This is a genomic window from Streptomyces yangpuensis (assembly GCF_001005295.1).
GTDB classification, from domain to species: Bacteria; Actinomycetota; Actinomycetes; order Streptomycetales; family Streptomycetaceae; genus Streptomyces; species Streptomyces yangpuensis.
In genome coordinates, this window is sequence record NZ_LBMK01000004.1 from 184,307 (window position 1) to 201,777 (window position 17,471).

At 72.9% G+C, this 17,471-nt stretch carries 12 protein-coding genes; 9 read left to right on the top strand and 3 right to left on the bottom strand.

Features of this window, described 5'->3' with window-relative positions:
• Positions 1-122: 122 nt before the first annotated feature.
• Positions 123-1,241: a phosphoserine transaminase gene (gene serC, locus AAT21_RS22285; protein ID WP_046778729.1), complete on the bottom strand. Its 1,119-nt coding sequence runs from the start codon at positions 1,239-1,241 to the stop codon at positions 123-125.
• Positions 1,242-1,347: 106 nt separating this feature from the next.
• Here serC and AAT21_RS22290 point away from each other — a divergent pair, with 106 nt between their 5' ends.
• From AAT21_RS22290 to AAT21_RS22300, 3 genes are read left to right on the top strand one after another with little or no spacing between them, the layout of a single operon-like run.
• Positions 1,348-4,278, top strand: coding sequence for an FAD-binding and (Fe-S)-binding domain-containing protein (locus tag AAT21_RS22290; protein WP_046778730.1), 2,931 nt, complete (start codon positions 1,348-1,350; stop codon positions 4,276-4,278).
• A gap of 57 nt (positions 4,279-4,335) precedes the next feature.
• Positions 4,336-5,271, top strand: coding sequence for an EamA family transporter (locus AAT21_RS22295; RefSeq protein ID WP_046778731.1), 936 nt, complete (start codon positions 4,336-4,338; stop codon positions 5,269-5,271).
• On the top strand, positions 5,271-5,627 hold the full coding sequence (locus tag AAT21_RS22300; protein ID WP_046778732.1) for a DUF1801 domain-containing protein: 357 nt from the start codon (positions 5,271-5,273) through the stop codon (positions 5,625-5,627). Before AAT21_RS22295 ends, AAT21_RS22300 begins: the two co-directional genes overlap by 1 nt.
• Positions 5,628-5,846: 219 nt before the next feature.
• Here AAT21_RS22300 and AAT21_RS22305 read toward each other — a convergent pair whose 3' ends face one another.
• Entirely contained in the window at positions 5,847-7,292 is a 1,446-nt protein-coding gene (locus AAT21_RS22305; RefSeq protein WP_046778733.1) for a hypothetical protein, read from the bottom strand.
• A 151-nt stretch (positions 7,293-7,443) separates the two neighbouring features.
• Between AAT21_RS22305 and AAT21_RS22310 the strand changes: the two genes are divergently transcribed.
• Positions 7,444-7,647, top strand: a complete 204-nt coding sequence (locus AAT21_RS22310; RefSeq protein WP_046778734.1) for a hypothetical protein — start codon at positions 7,444-7,446, stop codon at positions 7,645-7,647.
• 148 nt (positions 7,648-7,795) lie between these two features.
• Here the strand turns inward: AAT21_RS22310 and AAT21_RS22315 are convergent, their stop codons facing one another.
• Positions 7,796-9,427 (bottom strand): CocE/NonD family hydrolase, encoded by a 1,632-nt coding sequence (locus tag AAT21_RS22315; RefSeq protein WP_046778735.1) that lies wholly within the window; start codon positions 9,425-9,427, stop codon positions 7,796-7,798.
• Between the two features lie 329 nt (positions 9,428-9,756).
• Between AAT21_RS22315 and AAT21_RS22320 the strand changes: the two genes are divergently transcribed.
• From AAT21_RS22320 to AAT21_RS22340, 5 genes are read left to right on the top strand one after another with little or no spacing between them, the layout of a single operon-like run.
• Entirely contained in the window at positions 9,757-10,659 is a 903-nt protein-coding gene (locus tag AAT21_RS22320) for a TIGR03084 family metal-binding protein (protein ID WP_079025884.1), read from the top strand.
• The gene (locus tag AAT21_RS22325) at positions 10,656-12,605 is read left to right on the top strand and encodes an acyclic terpene utilization AtuA family protein (RefSeq protein WP_046778736.1); all 1,950 of its coding nucleotides are present in this window, start codon (positions 10,656-10,658) and stop codon (positions 12,603-12,605) included. The genes AAT21_RS22320 and AAT21_RS22325 overlap by 4 nt, the downstream gene beginning before the upstream one ends.
• Positions 12,602-14,200, top strand: coding sequence for an acyl-CoA carboxylase subunit beta (locus tag AAT21_RS22330; protein WP_046778737.1), 1,599 nt, complete (start codon positions 12,602-12,604; stop codon positions 14,198-14,200). Before AAT21_RS22325 ends, AAT21_RS22330 begins: the two co-directional genes overlap by 4 nt.
• Positions 14,201-14,208: 8 nt before the next feature.
• Entirely contained in the window at positions 14,209-16,125 is a 1,917-nt protein-coding gene (locus AAT21_RS22335; protein ID WP_046778738.1) for an ATP-binding protein, read from the top strand.
• Positions 16,122-17,282 carry an acyl-CoA dehydrogenase family protein gene (locus AAT21_RS22340; RefSeq protein ID WP_046778739.1) on the top strand — a complete coding sequence of 387 codons (1,161 nt, stop codon included), beginning with the start codon at positions 16,122-16,124 and terminating at the stop codon, positions 17,280-17,282. Before AAT21_RS22335 ends, AAT21_RS22340 begins: the two co-directional genes overlap by 4 nt.
• The last annotated feature ends 189 nt before the right edge of the window (positions 17,283-17,471 follow it).

Consider the following 17,471-nt stretch of genomic DNA (forward strand, 5'->3'; position numbering starts at 1 on the left):
GGGCCGCGCCCCCGATGCCCGGGACCGAAGTCCCCGTACCGCCCCCGTACCCGGGTGAGAAGGGCGAAGCCCCCGGTGACGACGAGTCACCGGGGGCTTCGGCAGTACCGGACGGACGACGGTCAGAGCTTCTCGATCACGTAGTCGACGCAGGCCGTCAGCGCCTGCACGTCCGCCGGGTCGATCGCCGGGAACATCGCGATGCGCAGCTGGTTGCGGCCCAGCTTGCGGTACGGCTCGGTGTCCACGATCCCGTTGGCGCGCAGCACCTTCGCGACCGCCGCCGCGTCGATGTCGTCCGAGAAGTCGATCGTGCCGATGACCGCGGAGCGCTTGTCGGCGTCGGTGACGAACGGCGTCGCGTACTTCGACGCCTCCGCCCAGTCGTACAGGTTGCGCGCACTGGCCGCCGTACGGCCCGTGGTGAACTCCAGGCCGCCCTGGCTGTTCATCCACTCCAGCTGCTGGTCCAGCAGGAAGAGCGTGGCCAGCGCGGGGGTGTTGTACGTCTGGTTCTTCATCGAGTTGTCGATCGCCGTCGGCAGCGAGAAGAACTCCGGGATGTGCCGGCCGGACGCGTGGACACGCGCCGCGCGCTCCAGGGCCGCCGGGGAGAACGCCGCCAGCCACAGGCCGCCGTCGGAGGCGAAGGACTTCTGCGGCGCGAAGTAGTAGACGTCCGTCTCGGTGATGTCCACCGGCAGACCGCCGGCACCCGAGGTCGCGTCCACCAGAACGAGCGAACCGGCGTCCGCGCCCGCGACGCGCTTGATGGGCGCCGCGACACCCGTCGAGGTCTCGTTGTGCGTGTACGCGTACACGTCCACGCCCGCCTCGGCCACCGGCTCGGGGTGCGTGCCCGGCTCGGAGGAGATCACGGACGGCTCGTCCAGCCACGGCGCGAGCTTCGCGGCCTTGGCGAACTTCGAGGAGAACTCGCCGAAGGTCAGGTGCTGGGACTTCCGCTCGATCAGACCGGCGGTCGCGACGTCCCAGAAGGCGGTGGAGCCGCCGTTGCCCAGGATCACCTCGTAACCCTCGGGGAGTGAGAAGAGGTCCCGGAGGCCCTGGCGCACCGATCCGACCAGGTTCTTGACCGGGGCCTGGCGGTGTGAGGTTCCGAGCAGGGAGGTACCGGTGGCGGCGAGGGCGTCCAGCGCCTCGGTCCGCACCTTGGAGGGGCCCGCGCCGAAGCGTCCGTCGGCGGGCTTGATGTCAGCGGGAATCTGGATCTCAGCCACGAGCGGAGCGTATCGGGTCCCGGTCCGGGCTCCGGACGCGCGTCCACCCGATGAGACGCGGCGGGGCGGTGGCAGGCTGGGCGGCGTGACGTCATCCGGGGAATCGATGCGTGATCTTGAGCGGACATTGCGGGCGGAGCTGCGCGGGGAGGTGGATTTCGGCGCCGCGGCACGCGCCCTCGTGACCATGGACGCCTCCAACTACCGCCGCGTCCCCGTCGGTGTCGTCGCCCCGCGCGACGCCGACGACGTCGCGGCCGCCCTGCACGTGTGCGCCGAGGCCGGTGTCCCCGTCGTCCCGCGCGGCGGCGGCACCTCCATCGCCGGGCAGGCCACGGGCACCGGCGTGGTCCTCGACCTCACCCGGCACATGAACGGCCTGCTGTCCGTGGACCCCGCCGCCCGCACCGCCGTCGTCCAGCCCGGCCTGGTCCTCGACCGGCTCCGGGACGCGGTACGCCCGTACGGACTGACCTTCGGACCCGACCCCTCCACCCACGCACGCTGCACCCTCGGCGGCATGATCGGCAACAACGCGTGCGGCGCCCACTCCGTGGCCTGGGGAACCACCGCCGACAACGTCACCGAGCTCGCCGTGACCACGTACGCGGGCCGCGCCCACCGCATCGGCACGGGCTGGGCGGGCGCCCCCGACGGCCTGCGGGAACTGGTCGGCGCACATCTCGGCCTGCTGCGCACCGGCCTGCCGCCCCGCTTCTCGCGGCGGATCTCCGGCTACGGCGGGCTGGACGCACTGCTCCCCGAACGCGGGGTGCGGCTCGCGCAGGCCTTCTGCGGCAGCGAAGGCACCCTCGGGGTGGTCACCGAGGCCGTGGTGCGCCTCGTGGAACTGCCGCCCGCGCCCGCCCTGGCCGTCCTCGGGTACGCCGACGAGAGCGCGGCGGCGGACGCGGCCGCCGGGCTGCTCCCGTACCGGCCGCTGACGGTCGAGGGCATGGCCGAGGACCTGCTCGGCACGGCCGGGGGCGGGCTGGGCAGGGCGCGCGGCGTGGACGGAGCGGGCGGGGCGGGCAGGGCCTCGGCACCTGCGGCGCTGCCCCGGGGCAGGGCCTGGCTGTTCGTCGAGATGCCGGACGAGGGCGCGGCACGGGCCGTCGTACGCGGCGCCGACGCGCTGGACGCGCTGGTCGTCACGGACCCGGCGGGACAGCGCGCGCTGTGGCGCATCCGCGAGGACGCCGCGGGCACCGCGACCAGGACGCCCGACGGGCGGATGGCCTGGCCGGGCTGGGAGGACTGCGCGGTCCCGCCGGCCCGGCTGGGCGCGTATCTGAGGGAGTTCCGGGCCTTGCTGGCCGCCCACGGCCTGCGCGGCACCCCGTACGGGCACTTCGGCGAGGGCTGCGTGCACGTACGCATCGACTTCGACCTGGCCTCGGCCGCCGGCGTGGCCCGCTTCCGCACCTTCTCGGAGGAACTGGCCGACCTGGTCGTCGCCCACGGCGGATCCCTGTCGGGCGAACACGGCGACGGGCAGGCACGGGCCGAACTGCTGCCGAAGATGTACGGCGCGGACGTCGTCCGGCTCTTCGGGGCGTACAAGGACGTGTGGGACCCGGCCGGCGGTATGAACCCGGGCATGCTGGTCCGGCCCGCCCGACTGGACGAGAACCTCCGCTTCGCGGTCCTCCCGGCCACCCCGTTCGCGGGCGAGGTGGCACGATGCGTGGGCGTCGCGAAATGCCGTACGGCTGCGCCGCCGGGCGGGACGGGTGCGTCGGGTGCTCCGGGTGGCTCGGGCGTGATGTGCCCCTCCTACCGGGTCACCGGCGAGGAGCAGCACTCCACGCGCGGCCGGGCCCGGCTGCTGCACGAGATGCTCGCGGGGGAGGTCGTCACCGGCGGCTGGCGCTCCGAGGAGGTCGCCGAGGCCCTCGACCTGTGCCTGGGGTGCAAGGGCTGCCTCAGCGACTGCCCGGTCGGCGTGGACATGGCCTCGTACAAGTCGGAGTTCCTGCACCACCACTGGGCCGGCCGGATCCGGCCGCTCGCCCACTACACCCTGGGCGGCCTGCCGGCGTGGCTGCGCCTGATCGCCCGCCTGCGGGCGGCGGGCGCCGTCAACGCGGCCGCGCGCCTGCTGCCGGTGCCGGGCCTGGCCCGGGAACGGGCCCTGCCGGAACTCGCGAAACGGCCGTTCACGCGGGACGCGTCGGCGGTGACGGGCCGGGCGGGTGCGGCCGCGCCCAGCGGGCCGGCGGATACGGCCGGTGGCGGCCCGGCGGGCGCCGCCGGTGGCCCGCCTGGTGCCGCCCGCGAGGGTGCGGCCGCCGTGACCCTCTGGCCCGACACGTTCACGGAGTACCTCGCCCCCGAGGTCGGTCACGCCGCACTCCGCGTGCTCCGGGCGGCCGGCCTGGACGTGTCCGTCCCCCGCGGCGGCGGCCGGGTCTGCTGCGGCCTGACCTACCTCTCCACCGGCCGCCTCGACCGTGCCCGCAAGGTCCTGCGCCGGACCCTGGACACCCTCGGCGAGGTCCCCGGCCCCGTCACCGTCCTCGAACCGAGCTGCGCCGCCGCCCTGCGCGCCGACCTGCCCGCCCTGCTCCCCGGCGACCCGCGCGCGGCCCGTCTGGCGGCAGGCGTACGTACCGTCGCGGAGACCCTGGAGGAGTACGCCCCGGACTGGCTGCCGCCCCGCCTCGACCGCCCGGTGGCCGGCCAGACCCACTGCCATCAGCACGCCGTCCTCGGGGACGCGGCGGACCGCCGGCTGCGCGAGCGCGCCGGACTCGTGGGGGAGCCCGTCGGAGGCTGCTGCGGTCTCGCCGGGAACTTCGGCTTCGAGCCCGGCCACCACGAGGTGTCGGTGGCCTGCGCCGAGGAACAACTGCTGCCGTCCCTGCGCGCGGCCCCTGCGGGCGCGCTGGTCCAGGCTGACGGGTTCTCCTGCCGGACCCAGATCGCCCAGCTGGGCGGAGTCCGGGCCCGTCACCTCGTGGAACTGCTGGCGGACGGACTGGCGGGCGGACCGGCGGCCCGTGCCGCCGAGGGCGCTCCCGACACGCAGCCGTAGCGAAGATGTAAGGCAACATAGGCGGCAACACTCCTTACGTCGGCTTAGGCTGGACGCATGCCCGCACCTTCCGCGTCCCCGACGACCGCTCCCGCCGCCGCACTCCCCGCCGACCCCTCCGCCGAGGGAGCCCGGTCCCGCTTCGGCCCGGTCGCACTGGTGATCTCGGCGGGCGTCTCGGTCCAGTTCGGGGCCGCCCTCGCGGTCATGATCATGCCGAGGGCGGGTGCGGCGGGCGTCGTCACCCTGCGCCTCGCGGCCGCCGCGATCGTGCTGCTGCTCCTGTGCCGGCCGAAGGTGCGCGGGTACACGCGCTCCGACTGGGGCACGGTCGCCGCGTTCGGCGTGGCGATGGCCGGCATGAACGGCCTGTTCTACCAGGCCATCGACCGGATCCCGCTCGGTCCGGCGGTCACCCTGGAGGTCCTCGGGCCGCTCGCGCTCTCCGTCGTCGTCTCACGGCGGCTGGTGAACTTCCTCTGGGCCGGCCTCGCGCTCGCCGGCGTGGTCCTGCTGTCCGGGCACGGCGGGGGCGGCCTCGGCTTCGGCTCCCTCGACCCGCTGGGCGCGGCCTACGCACTCGGCGCGGGCGCGATGTGGGCGGCGTACATCGTGTTCAGCGCGCGCACCGGCCGTCGCTTCCCGCAGGCGGACGGCCTGGCCCTGGCGATGGCGGCCGCCGCCGTCCTCTCCCTGCCGCTGGGTGTCTTCGAAGCGGGCTCGGACCTGCTGGTCCCGAGCACCCTGGCCCTGGGCGTCGGCGTGGCCGTGCTGTCGTCCGTACTGCCCTACACCCTCGAACTCCTCGCCCTGCGGCGGATGCCGGCCCCGACCTTCGCGATCCTGATGAGCCTGGAGCCGGCCATCGCGGCCACCGCGGGCTTCCTCGTCCTGAGCCAGGCGCTGTCGCCGCTCGACGCCGTCGCGATCGCCCTCGTCATCGCGGCCAGCATGGGCGCGGTGCGCTCCCAGATCGGAAAGAAGCCCGCCTGATGGACGTCGCCTCCTACCTCGCCGCCGCCCCCGACGCCCGCAGGCCGGCCCTGGCCCGCCTGCGCGAGCTGTGTGTGACGGAACTGCAGGGCTTCGAGGAGTCCATCGCGTACGGGATGCCGGTGTACGTACGGCCGGGCGGGACCGAGGCGGAGATCGCCTGGGCGAACCAGAAGCAGTACATCTCCTTCTACCTGATGCGCACGGACGTCCGGGACGCCTTCGCGGACCGCCTGGCGCCCCACGACATGGGCAAAGCCTGCCTCCGCTTCCGCAATCCCGCCAAGGTCGACTTCACCCTCCTCCGCGACCTCCTACGCGCAACCTCCCAGGCGGGCCCGGGCGACCCCTGCTGAGGGGGCTTCGGGCGGGGCGGTGGTGTGGGGGCGAGGTCTGCGAGGGGCGGGAGCGGAAAGACACAGGCGGGGCGGTGCCCTGCCCGGCCGGAGCACGGTGCTCCCTCGCCACGCGCTCCTGTCGGAAGGCGTCTGCAAGCCTCGTGGGCTGGTCATAAGCCGCCCACATGCGCGACGCGTTACTCGACGACGGCGTCTGCACCGCCCTCTGAGAGGAGGTCACAGGGCCGGGAGCGGGGGCCGGGGGGCCGGAGTCGGGGTCGGTGGCGGGGTCGCACCCTTGTCGGTGGCGCCGGCCTTCTCCAGAAGCTCCGGGTAGGGCGTCTGCGCCATGGCGCCACGGACCTGCGTGAGACCGTAGCGTTCGGTGGCCCTCTGATCCAGCGGCGGCCTCCGGGGATCGAACCGTATCCGTTCGTCCGGTGGGGACACGTCCACGATGACGAGAGGAGATTGACCGCCCAGCCTCCACACCGTTAGGTACTGCGGACCGCGGGTCGCGTTCAGGATTTCGCTGCTGTTCGAGATCCCGGTCCGGAATCTGTACTGCGGATCGGGCGGATCCCCCTCCTTCAAGGAGTCCTTGAGGGTCTTCCCCGACACCCTGGCCTTCTCGTAGTCGCCGGTCAATCTCATTCTGTCTTTCCTGATCACATACACCTCGCTCTGGGCGGTGATCGCCTCGAACTTGCCAGGAGCGGGATCCTTCACCTCGATGACCGCGTCCTGAGCGACCTCTTCTCCTGGATTCAGCACGTGACCGTCAGGCCTGACGAACTCCCCGTCGTAGATCAATTCTGATCTGGACTTGTCATCGGCGGGCTTGCTCTTCGCGGGCTCGCCACGGATCCAGTAGGTGCTGCCCAGGACATAGACGGGCACCTGACCGGCGTTCCTCGCGTACATATGGACCGTCATGTACAGCCTCCCCGTCCTCTTGTCGATGGTCGACTCCTTGAACGCGGTCCCGGTCTGGATCAGCGGCGTCGTCACATAGGGAACATAGATCTGCGAGTACGCCAGATTGGCGGCGGCCAGAACGGTGGAAAGGATCACCCCGATCGCAATGTTCTTGGGGACACTGAGCCCCTTCCCCGCCCGGGATTTGACCAGTTCGAACAGGGCGATCGAAGCCCAGACGACGAAGGCTGCCCCGATGACGGTGGAGGCGGTGAAATTCTCGCCGATCTGCAGCAGAAGGATGGAGATGCCGCAGAAGAGCGTGATCGCCACTCCCAGCAGAACTACCGCCCCCGAGTAACGCCATCTCCGCGTTTCCCAGAAGTCGACCGCAGTCGCGGCGGCGATCAACACCACCACGGCCACGAAAACAATGGTGAACCCCGCGATGCGTCCGCCGTAGGTCAGGGCACTGCCACTGTCCGCGACTCCGACACGGAAGAGCAGCCATGAGGTCGTGAGGAGGCCTACGCCCACGAAGAAGCCGGTGGTTCGTCGCATCCACGCCCGGTCCGGCCACACGGTGGCGTCCCCGCCGAGCCATTCCCATCGGACGGGGTCTCCGCCCGCCACACCTTCACGTCCCAGGAGTCTCCGGAGTTCCTTGGCGGACCAGACCCCGCCCACCGACCTGCCGTCGATCAGAACTTCACGCAAGCCGAGGTCGTCCGGCGCTCTCACGGTCACCTCACGTGTGTTCGCCATAACACCAGCCTGCGCCGTGACCGCAGCGGGCGCTCCTCGTGCGCCCCCTGATGCGCCCCTTCGTGCGCCCCAGTCGTCGGCGTGCAAGCACCGTGCCACGGAGGGAGGGTGGTGGTGACGGACCAGTGTCACTCGATCCGAAGGAGATCTCATGCGTACCCGATTCCTGGCGTTCGCCGCCGCCCTCGTACTGGCCGCTCTCGGTGCCGCGGTCCCCGTCGCACAGGCCGCCGCGCCGGCCATCCCCGGGCCGACGTGCACGGACGCCGACGGGGCGGTGGAGTACGACTCCGGCACCGGCCAGTGGACGTGCAAGGGCGGCGACCACGACGGCGAACTCATCACCGAGAGCTGAGTGTTGCCGAGCACGGTGGAGCACGGTGCACCGAGGTGTCCTCGGTTCGTCGGGAACCGCTGCAACCGGAGGGGCGGGCGGTGCGTCATCTGTGGAGCGTGCGCCCGCCCGGACGGCCGCGGGGGACCGGCTGGGCGGGCGTACGGCATCAGCCGAGGGGGAGCTCCAGGTACGACGGGGTGGCCTCCGGGGAGGTGAAGGCCAGCGTCGCGCGGGGCAGGTTGGCGTCGGCGTAGAAGGGGTCGCGGGCGTCGATCACCAGCATCAGGCGGTGGCCGCGCTGCACGTCGTACGCCGTGGCCTGGAGCTCGATGTCCGCGCTGATCAGGCTGTCCGGAGGCGAGGACAGGTCGCTGTACGGGGCGTGCGTGACGAGGTGGGCCGTACCGTCCGGGGCCGTGTCCAGGAGGTACGCGACGAAGGTCGAGCCGGGGTTCGCCGCCCGGTAGGTCACGCGGAGCCGGGGCGTGCCGCGCAGCCGGACGGTCTCCGCGGCCGCTTCGGCCGTCCAGACGGCGGCGACGGTGCGGTCGATGTCCTCCGTCAGGTAGGTCTTCGGGCGGCCCGCCATCTCCGCGTACCCGGACTCGACGACCTTGTCGGCTACGGTCGCCGGGGTGTCCATCCCGCACAGGACGGTCGCCGTCCAGCCGGCCTCGCCGGGCTCCGCCTCCGGGACGAGTTCGCCGTCGTCGGCGAGGTGGAGGCGATGTAGCTGTTCGGTGGCGGAGGGCCAGGTGGGGCGGGGTTCGAGGGTCTTGCTCCACATGACCTCGCCGATGAACTGCCCCTCGTCGCCGATGCCGTTGTCGATGTCCTTGAGGTGGTGGTCGAACCAGCGGTGGGCGTCCGTCCAGATCCGGTTCGGCAGCCCGAGGACGCCCGGCATCTCGGGGCCCGAGTGGTCGCCGATGGAGACGGCGAGGCGTTTGGGGCCGGTCAGCTCGTTGAACATCCTGAGGGTCTGGTTGGGCGGGAAAAGCGTCTCGTGCCAGGCGTGCGAGTAGAAGACCGGCACCTGGCGGCGGTTGAGTTCCTTGATGTGGGTGAAGGGCGAGCGGACCTCGGCCCAGCGCAGGGTGCCCCGGACATCGCTGCCGGTCAGGACGTTGTCGAAGACACTCTGCGTCTGCGGGCTCAGCCGGGCCTTCGAGGCCGCCCGGAGCAGGGCCCGCACGGCGGCGACGTGGCGGGTGGAGTTCTCGTAGAAGGCCTCCCCGAGGTCGCCCCAGGTGCTGAGCGCGACCACGGCATCGACGCGGGTGTCGTGGGCGGCGACCAGCTGGCTGATGCCCGAGCCGTACGAGTACCCGAGGAAGCCGACCTTCGTCACCGGACCGGTGGTGCGCTCGATCAGGTGGTCCAGGGCGCGGCTGCCGTCGGCGACGTCGAGCGGCCCGGCCATGTCGACCTGGCCCTCGGAGCCGGCGAAGCCGCGGACGGAGTAGGCGAGGACGTTGTAGCCGCGGGCCGCGAACAGGGTGGCCTGCACGGCGTACGCGAGCCAGCCCAGGCTGGTCCAGGGCGAGGGCATGACGATCATCGGGCGTGGCTGGGCCCCGGTGTGCCGCCACAGCGCCGCGTCGAGGAGGTCGCCGTCGGCCCCGGTCACCTTGCCGCGGGTGAAGACGGCGAGGGCGCGCGCCTCGGCGGCCTCGGCGGCGCGGGCGGGCGGCAGGCCGGTGACGTCGCCGCTCTCCAGCGCGGTGACGAAGGCGGCGAGGGCGGTCGCGTCGAGTTCGGGATAGAGGGAGAAGGGAGGTTGGGCGGCTGGAGTCACGTCAGTTCATCCTCTTCGTCGAGTGACACGAACGTGGACGGCCGCCCGGGCCCGGAGCGGAGCGTTCAGTATCGACGGGACATCCGGTGACGTATCGCGGGTTTCCGGCGTACGGCCTGAATCGCCCTCCGCGGTTCCCGCCGCGGGCGGACCGCAAGACCTGCGGCCGGTACGGATGTGGATCAACTGCCTGTGGATTCACGGGCTTTGGCGCGGTGGCGAGAAGGCGTCACCCCGGTCGGCGCCGGTCGAGAAAATCATGCAAGCGTGCTTGATTGTTTTCTCGGGTGCTGCCAGTCTTCCCCTCACGCCGAGAAGGGGAGCGCACCGTGCCCGATCCGTCCGCCGTCGACGACGCCGTCGCCGTCTTCACCGATCTGCGCGAGGAGGGGCGTGAACTCGACTCCCTCGTCGAGGGTTTGTCCGACCCCGACTGGGCCCGGCCCACTCCCGCACCCGGCTGGACCGTCGCCCACCAGATCGCCCACCTGCACTGGACCGACCGGGCCTCACTGGTCTCCCTCACCGACCCCACGGGCTTCGGCCGCATGGTCGAGGAGGCGCTGAAAGCCCCCGACTCCTTCGTCGACGACGGCGCGCGCGAGGGCGCACAGCTTCCGCCCGCCGCCCTGCTCACCCGCTGGCGGGACACGCGCGACGCACTCGGGCAGGCCCTCGCCGCGGCCCCGCCCGACACCCGTTTCCCCTGGTACGGGCCGCCGATGAAGGCCGCCTCGATGGCCAGCGCCCGCCTGATGGAGACGTGGGCGCACGGCCAGGACATCGCCGACGCGCTCGGCGTGCGCCGCACCCCGACCGCACGGCTGCGGCACGTGGCCCGGATCGGCGTACGGGCCCGCGACTACGCCTACGCCGTACGCGGACTGCCTGCGCCCGAGGGGGAGTTCCGGGTGGAGCTGACCGCCCCCGACGGCGCCGGGGTGTGGGCGTACGGGCCCCCGCAGGCCCCGCAGCGGATCACCGGACCGGCCCTGGACTTCTGTCTGCTGGCCACCCAGCGGGCCCACCGCGCCGACCTGGCCCTGACCGCGACCGGCCCCGACGCGGACCGCTGGCTGGACATCGCCCAGGCCTTCGCCGGCCCGGCGGGCGCGGGGCGGGAGCCGGGCGCGGGGCGCGAGCCGGGTATGGACCGGGCGCCGGGGGCGGGGCACGAGCCGGGGGCGGGCCGGATGCCGGGCGCCGGGGCGGAGCCGGGGGCCCGGCGATGAGCCGGCGGCCGCTGCGCATCGGCAACGCGTCCGGCTTCTACGGCGACCGCTTCAGCGCCCTGCACGAGATGCTGACCGGCGGCCCGCTGGACGTACTGACCGGGGACTACCTGGCCGAGCTGACCATGCTGATCCTGGGCCGGGACCGCCTGAAGAACCCGGACCTCGGCTACGCCAAGACCTTCCTGCGTCAGCTGGAGGAGGGGCTCGGGCTCGCGCACGACCGGGGCGTACGGATCGTCACGAACGCGGGCGGACTCCACCCGGCCGGACTCGCCGACGCGATCCGCGCGTTGTCGGCCAAGGTGGGCGTCCCCGTCTCCGTGGCCCACGTCGAGGGCGACGACCTCACCTCCCGCGAGGACGGCGCCCTGACCGCCAACGCCTACCTCGGCGGCGCCGGCATCACCGCCTGCCTGCGGGCCGGCGCGGACGTCGTCGTCACCGGCCGGGTCACCGACGCGGCCCTGGTCAGCGGCCCGGCGGCCTGGTGGTTCGACTGGGCGCCGGAGGACCACGACCGGCTGGCGGGCGCGGTGGTCGCGGGCCACGTCCTCGAATGCGGCACCCAGGCCACCGGCGGCAACTACTCCTTCTTCACCGCCCATGACGTGCGTCGCCCCGGCTTCCCGCTCGCCGAGATCTCCGCGGACGGCTCGGCGGTCATCACCAAACACCCCGGCACCGGCGGCGCCGTCACCACCGGCACGGTCACCGCCCAGCTGCTCTACGAGACGCAGGGCGTCCGCTACCTCGGCCCCGACGTGACCGCCCGCCTGGACACGGTCCGGCTGACCGACGACGGCGCCGACCGCGTACGCATCACGGGAGTCCGCGGCGAGCACCCGCCCGCCACCCTCAAGGTCGGCGTGACCCGCATCGGCGGCTGGCGCAACGAGGTGGTCTTCGTCCTGACCGGCCTGGACATCGAGGCGAAGGCAGGGCTGGTCCGGTCCCAGCTCGCCGAGACCCTGGACGACGTCGCCGACGCCGTCTGGACCCTGGCCCGTACCGACCACGCGGACGCCGACACGGAGGAGACGGCGAGCGCCCTGCTGCGCCTGGTGGTCCGCGACCCGTCCCCGGACCGGGTCGGCCGCGCCCTGACCTCCACGGCGATCGAACTGGCCCTCGGCAGCTACCCGGGCTTCCACGTCGCCGCCCCACCCGGCCCGGCGCAGCCCTACGGCGTCTTCGCCTCCTCCTACGTCCCGGCGGCCGAAGTCCCGCACACCGCGGTCCTCCCGGACGCCACCCGCCTCGCGATCCCCGCTCCGGCTCCTCCGGCCGAACTCTCAGCGGGGCCGGCGGTCCATGCCCCGCTCCCGGCGGGGGAGCCTGCCGCACTTTCGGCCGGGCCGGCGGAGCCCGCATTTTCAGCCCCGCCGGGGGAGCCCGCGCCACCTCCAGCCCCGCCGGGGGAGCCCGCGCCACCTCCAGTCCTGCCGGGGGAGTCTGCCGCACTTTCAGCCGGGCCGGCGGAGCCCGCATTTTCAGCCCCGCCGGCGTTTGAGGCGCGGGGGTCCGGGGGCGGAGCCCCCGAGGGGGTCGGGGGCGCAGCCCCCACCGGGTCCGGGGCGGAGCCCCGGGAGACCGTCCGCGCCCCCCTCGGGGCGCTGGCCGGGGCCCGCAGCGGCGACAAGGGCGGCGACGCCAACGTCGGCGTCTGGACCCGGCCCGGCCCCGCCTGGGACTGGCTGTGCGCCACCCTGACCGTCGACCGGTTCCAGGCCCTGCTCCCCGAGACCCGCGGCCTCACCGTCCACCGGCACGAACTGCCGAACCTGCACGCCCTCAACTTCACCGTCACCGGCATCCTCGGCGACGGCGTGGCCTCCGGCCACCGCTTCGACCCCCAGGCCAAAGCCCTCGGCGAATGGCTCCGCGCCCGCCACCTCGACATCCCCGTCCACCTGCTCCCGCCCCCGGAGGGGACCGGCCCATGACCCGTCTGCGCACCACCGTCGACCCTCACGCCCCCGAGCACACGAGGGCCCGTAAGGCCGCACTGGAGCGCCTCGACGCCCTCGCCGCCGAACACGCCAAGGCCCTGCAGGGCGGCGGGGAGAAGTACACGGCCCGGCACAAGAAGCGCGGCAAGCTCCTGGCGCGCGAGCGGGTCGAGCTGCTCCTCGACCCCGACACCCCGTTTCTGGAGCTGTCCCCGCTCGCCGGCTGGGGCAGCGACTACCCCGTCGGCGCCTCCATGGTCACCGGCATCGGCACGGTCGAGGGCGTCGAGTGCCTGGTCACCGCGAACGACCCCACCGTCCGCGGCGGCGCCAGCAACCCCTGGACGCTGAAGAAGGCGCTGCGGGCCAACGAGATCGCCCGGCAGAACCGCCTGCCCGTCATCAGCCTCGTGGAGTCCGGCGGCGCCGACCTGCCCTCCCAGAAGGAGATCTTCATCCCGGGCGGCGCGATCTTCCGCGACCTCACCCGGCTCTCCGCCGAGGGCATCCCGACCGTCGCGGTCGTCTTCGGGAACTCCACCGCCGGAGGCGCGTACATCCCCGGCATGTCCGACCACACCGTCATGATCAAGGACCGTTCCAAGGTGTTCCTCGGCGGCCCGCCCCTGGTCAGGATGGCCACCGGCGAGGAGAGCGACGACGAGTCCCTCGGCGGGGCCGACATGCACGCCCGCACCTCCGGACTCGCCGACCACTACGCCCTCGACGAGTACGACGCCGTCCGCCAGGCCCGCCGGATCGTGGCCCGCCTCAACCACCGCAAGCCCCACCAGGATCCGCCGCGGGCCCAGGAGCCGCTCCACGACCCGGAGGAACTCCTCGGGATCGTCCCGCCCGACCTGAAGACCCCCTTCGACCCGCGCGAGGTCATCGCCCGCATCGTCGACGCCTCCGACTTCGACGAGTTCAAGCCGCTCTACGGCACCAGCCTCGTCACCGGCTGGGCCACCCTCCACGGCTACCCGGTCGGCATCCTCGCCAACGCCCAGGGCGTGCTGTTCAGCGCCGAGTCCCAGAAGGCCGCGCAGTTCATCCAGCTCGCCAACCAGCGCGACATCCCGCTTCTCTTCCTCCACAACACCACCGGCTACATGGTCGGCAAGGAGTACGAGCAGGGCGGCATCGTCAAACACGGCTCGATGATGATCAACGCGGTCTCCAACTCGCGCGTCCCCCACCTGTCCGTCCTGATCGGCGCGAGCTACGGCGCCGGCCACTACGGCATGTGCGGCCGCGCCTACGAACCCCGCTTCCTCTTCGCCTGGCCCAGCGCCAAATCCGCCGTCATGGGACCCCAGCAGCTCGCGGGAGTCCTCTCCATCGTGTCCCGGCAGTCCGCCGCCGCCAAGGGACTCCCGTACGACGAGGAACAGGACGCCGGGATGCGCGCCTTCGTCGAGGCGCAGATCGAGTCCGAGTCCCTCCCCATGTTCCTGTCGGGGCGGCTGTACGACGACGGGGTCATCGACCCGCGCGACACCCGTACCGTCCTCGGCCTGTGCCTGTCGGCCGTCCACAACGCCCCCGTCGAGGGCGCCCGTGGCGGCTTCGGCGTCTTCCGGATGTGAGCCCGCACATGATGACCTCTCCCATCAGCTCCCTGCTCGTCGCCAACCGGGGCGAGATCGCCGTACGGATCTTCCGCACGGCCCGCGACCTGGGCCTGGCCACCGTCGCCGTCCACTCCGACCCGGACGCCGACGCCCTGCACGTCCGGGCCGCCGACGCCGCCGTACGGCTGCCCGGCGCGGCCCCCGCCGACACCTACCTGCGCGGCGACCTGATCATCAAGGCCGCCCTCGCCGCCGGTGCCGACGCCGTCCACCCCGGCTACGGCTTCCTCTCCGAGAACGCCGACTTCGCCCGCCAGGTCCAGGACTCCGGCCTGACCTGGATCGGCCCGCCCCCCGAGGCCATCGAGGCCATGGCCTCCAAGACCCGGGCCAAGGACCTGATGCGCGCCGCCGGAGTCCCCCTCCTCGACCCCGTCGACCCGGCCGCCGCCACCCCCGCCGACCTGCCCCTCCTGCTGAAGGCGGCCGCCGGGGGTGGCGGCCGCGGCATGCGCGTGGTCCGCGACCTGGACGCCCTGGAGGAGGCCCTCCACGCCGCCTCCGCCGAAGCGGCGTCCGCGTTCGGCGACGGCGAGGTCTTCGCCGAGCCCTATGTGGAGCGCGGCCGCCACGTCGAAGTGCAGATCCTCGCCGACGCCCACGGCACCGTCTGGGCCCTCGGCACCCGCGACTGCTCCCTCCAGCGCCGCCACCAGAAGGTCATCGAGGAGGCCCCGGCACCCGGCCTGCCCGACACCCTGCGCGAGCGCCTCCACACCGCGGCCGTCGCCGCCGCCCGAGCCGTCTGCTACCGGGGCGCGGGCACCGTCGAGTTCCTCGTCACCGCCGACGGACGCCCCTACTTCCTGGAGATGAACACCCGCCTCCAGGTCGAACACCCCGTCACCGAAGCCGTCTTCGGCCTCGACCTCGTCGCCCTCCAACTGCGCGTCGCCGAAGGCGCGGCCCTGCCCCCCTCGCCCCCGCAACCCACCGGCCACGCCGTAGAGGCCCGCCTCTACGCCGAGGACCCCGCCCAGGACTGGCGACCCCAGACCGGTGTCCTGCACACCCTCGACATCCCCGGCCGGGTCCGCGTCGACACCGGCTTCACCGGCGGCGACACCGTCGGCGTCCACTACGACCCCATGCTCGCCAAGGTCGTCGCCCACGCCCCCACCCGCGCCGAAGCCGTACGCGCCCTTGCCCACGCCCTCGCCGGCGCCCGTATCCACGGGCTCACCACCAACCGTGAACTCCTCGTGGGCTCCCTGCGCCACCCCGACTTCACCGCCGGACAGCTCGACACCGGCTTCTACGACCGCCACCTCACCACCCTCACCAAGGCCGCCCCGGACGCCGGCACGGCCGCCCTCGCCGCCGCCCTCGCCGAGGCCGCCCCCACCCCGGACGCCCCCCTCGCTGCCCGGCTCGGCGGCTGGCGCAACCTCCGCTCCCAACCGCAGACCCGCCGCTACACCACCGCCGGCACCGAGTACGAGGTCCAGTACCACCCCGTAGACCACCCCGGCGTTCGTGTCCTGGCGGCCGAGCGGCATCTCGTCACCCTCGAAGTCGACGGGATCCGCCGGATGTTCCACGTGAAACGAAATTCGAACAACACCGAGATCTACGTGGACTCCCCGCTCGGATCCCACACCTTCACCCCCGTCCCCCGGTTCCCGGACCCCCAGGACCGCACCGAACCGGGCTCCCTGCTCGCCCCCATGCCCGGCACCGTCGTCCGTGTCGCCGAGGGCCTCACCCCCGGCACCGCCGTCACCGCCGGGCAGCCCCTGCTCTGGCTGGAGGCCATGAAGATGGAGCACCGCATCCTCGCTCCGGCCTCCGGCACGCTCACCGCGCTCCACGCCGTCACCGGCCAACAGGTCGAGTTCGGCGCCCTGCTCGCCGTCGTCCAGGAGGAACCGCTGTCATGAGCCCCATCATCGAAACCGCCGAACACCAGGCCCTGCGCGCCGCCGTCGGCGCCCTCGGACAGCGCTACGGCCGTGAGTACCTCGCCCGCCTGGCCCGCGAGGGCGGCCACCCCGACGAACTGTGGGCCGATGCCGCGAAGCTCGGCTACCTCGGGGTCAACCTCCCCGAGGAGTACGGCGGCGGAGGTGGCGGCATCGCCGAACTGGCCATCGTCCTCGAAGAACTGGGCGCCGCCGGCTGCCCCCTCCTCATGATGGTCGTCTCGCCCGCCATCTGCGGCACGGTCATCGCCCGCTTCGGCACCGACGAGCAGAAGCGGACCTGGCTTCCCGGCCTCGCCGACGGCAGCCGCACCATGGCCTTCGGCATCACCGAACCCGACGCCGGATCCAACTCCCACCGCATCACCACCACGGCCCGCCGCGACGGAGACGACTGGATCATCACCGGCCGCAAGGTCTTCATCTCCGGCGTCGACATCGCCGATGCCACGCTGATCGTCGGCCGCACGGAGGACGCCCGTACCGGGCGCCTGAAGCCCTGCCTGTTCATCGTCCCGCGCGACACCCCCGGCTTCGGCCGCTCGGTCATCGACATGGAACTCCAGGCGGCGGAGAAGCAGTTCGAACTGACCCTGGACGAGGTACGCCTGCCGTCCTCCGCGCTCGTCGGCGACGAGGACGCGGGCCTCCTCCAGCTCTTCGCCGGCCTCAACCCCGAACGCATCATGACCGCCGCGTTCGCCATCGGCATGGGCCGCTACGCCCTCGCGCGCGCCGTCGAGTACGCGAAGACCCGGCAGGTGTGGAAGGAGCCGATCGGAGCCCACCAGGCCGTGGCCCACCCGCTGGCCCAGGCCCACATCGAACTGGAACTGGCCCGCCTGATGACGCAGAAGGCGGCCCACCTGTACGACGCGGGCGACGACATGGGCGCGGGCGAGGCCGCGAACATGGCGAAGTACGCGGCGGGCGAGGCATGCGTCCGAGCCGTGGACCAGTCGGTCCACACCCTCGGCGGCAACGGCCTCACCCGCGAATACGGCCTGGCCTCCCTCATCACCGCGGCCCGCGTGGCCCGCATCGCCCCGGTCAGCCGCGAGATGATCCTCAACTTCATCTCCCACCAATCGCTGGGCCTCCCCAAGTCCTACTAGTCCCCTGCGGTGCCCCTGCGGGGTTGCTCGGCGGTGCCCCTGCGCTGCCCCTGCGGGGGTGCTCGGCCGTGCCCCTGCGGGGTTGCTCGGCGGTGCCCCTGCGGGGGTGCTCGGCGGTGTCCTGTGCGGGAGTGGAGTCGGGCGGTGGTGTGCGGGTGTGGGGTGGTGCCCCGCACGAGGGTCTCCTCG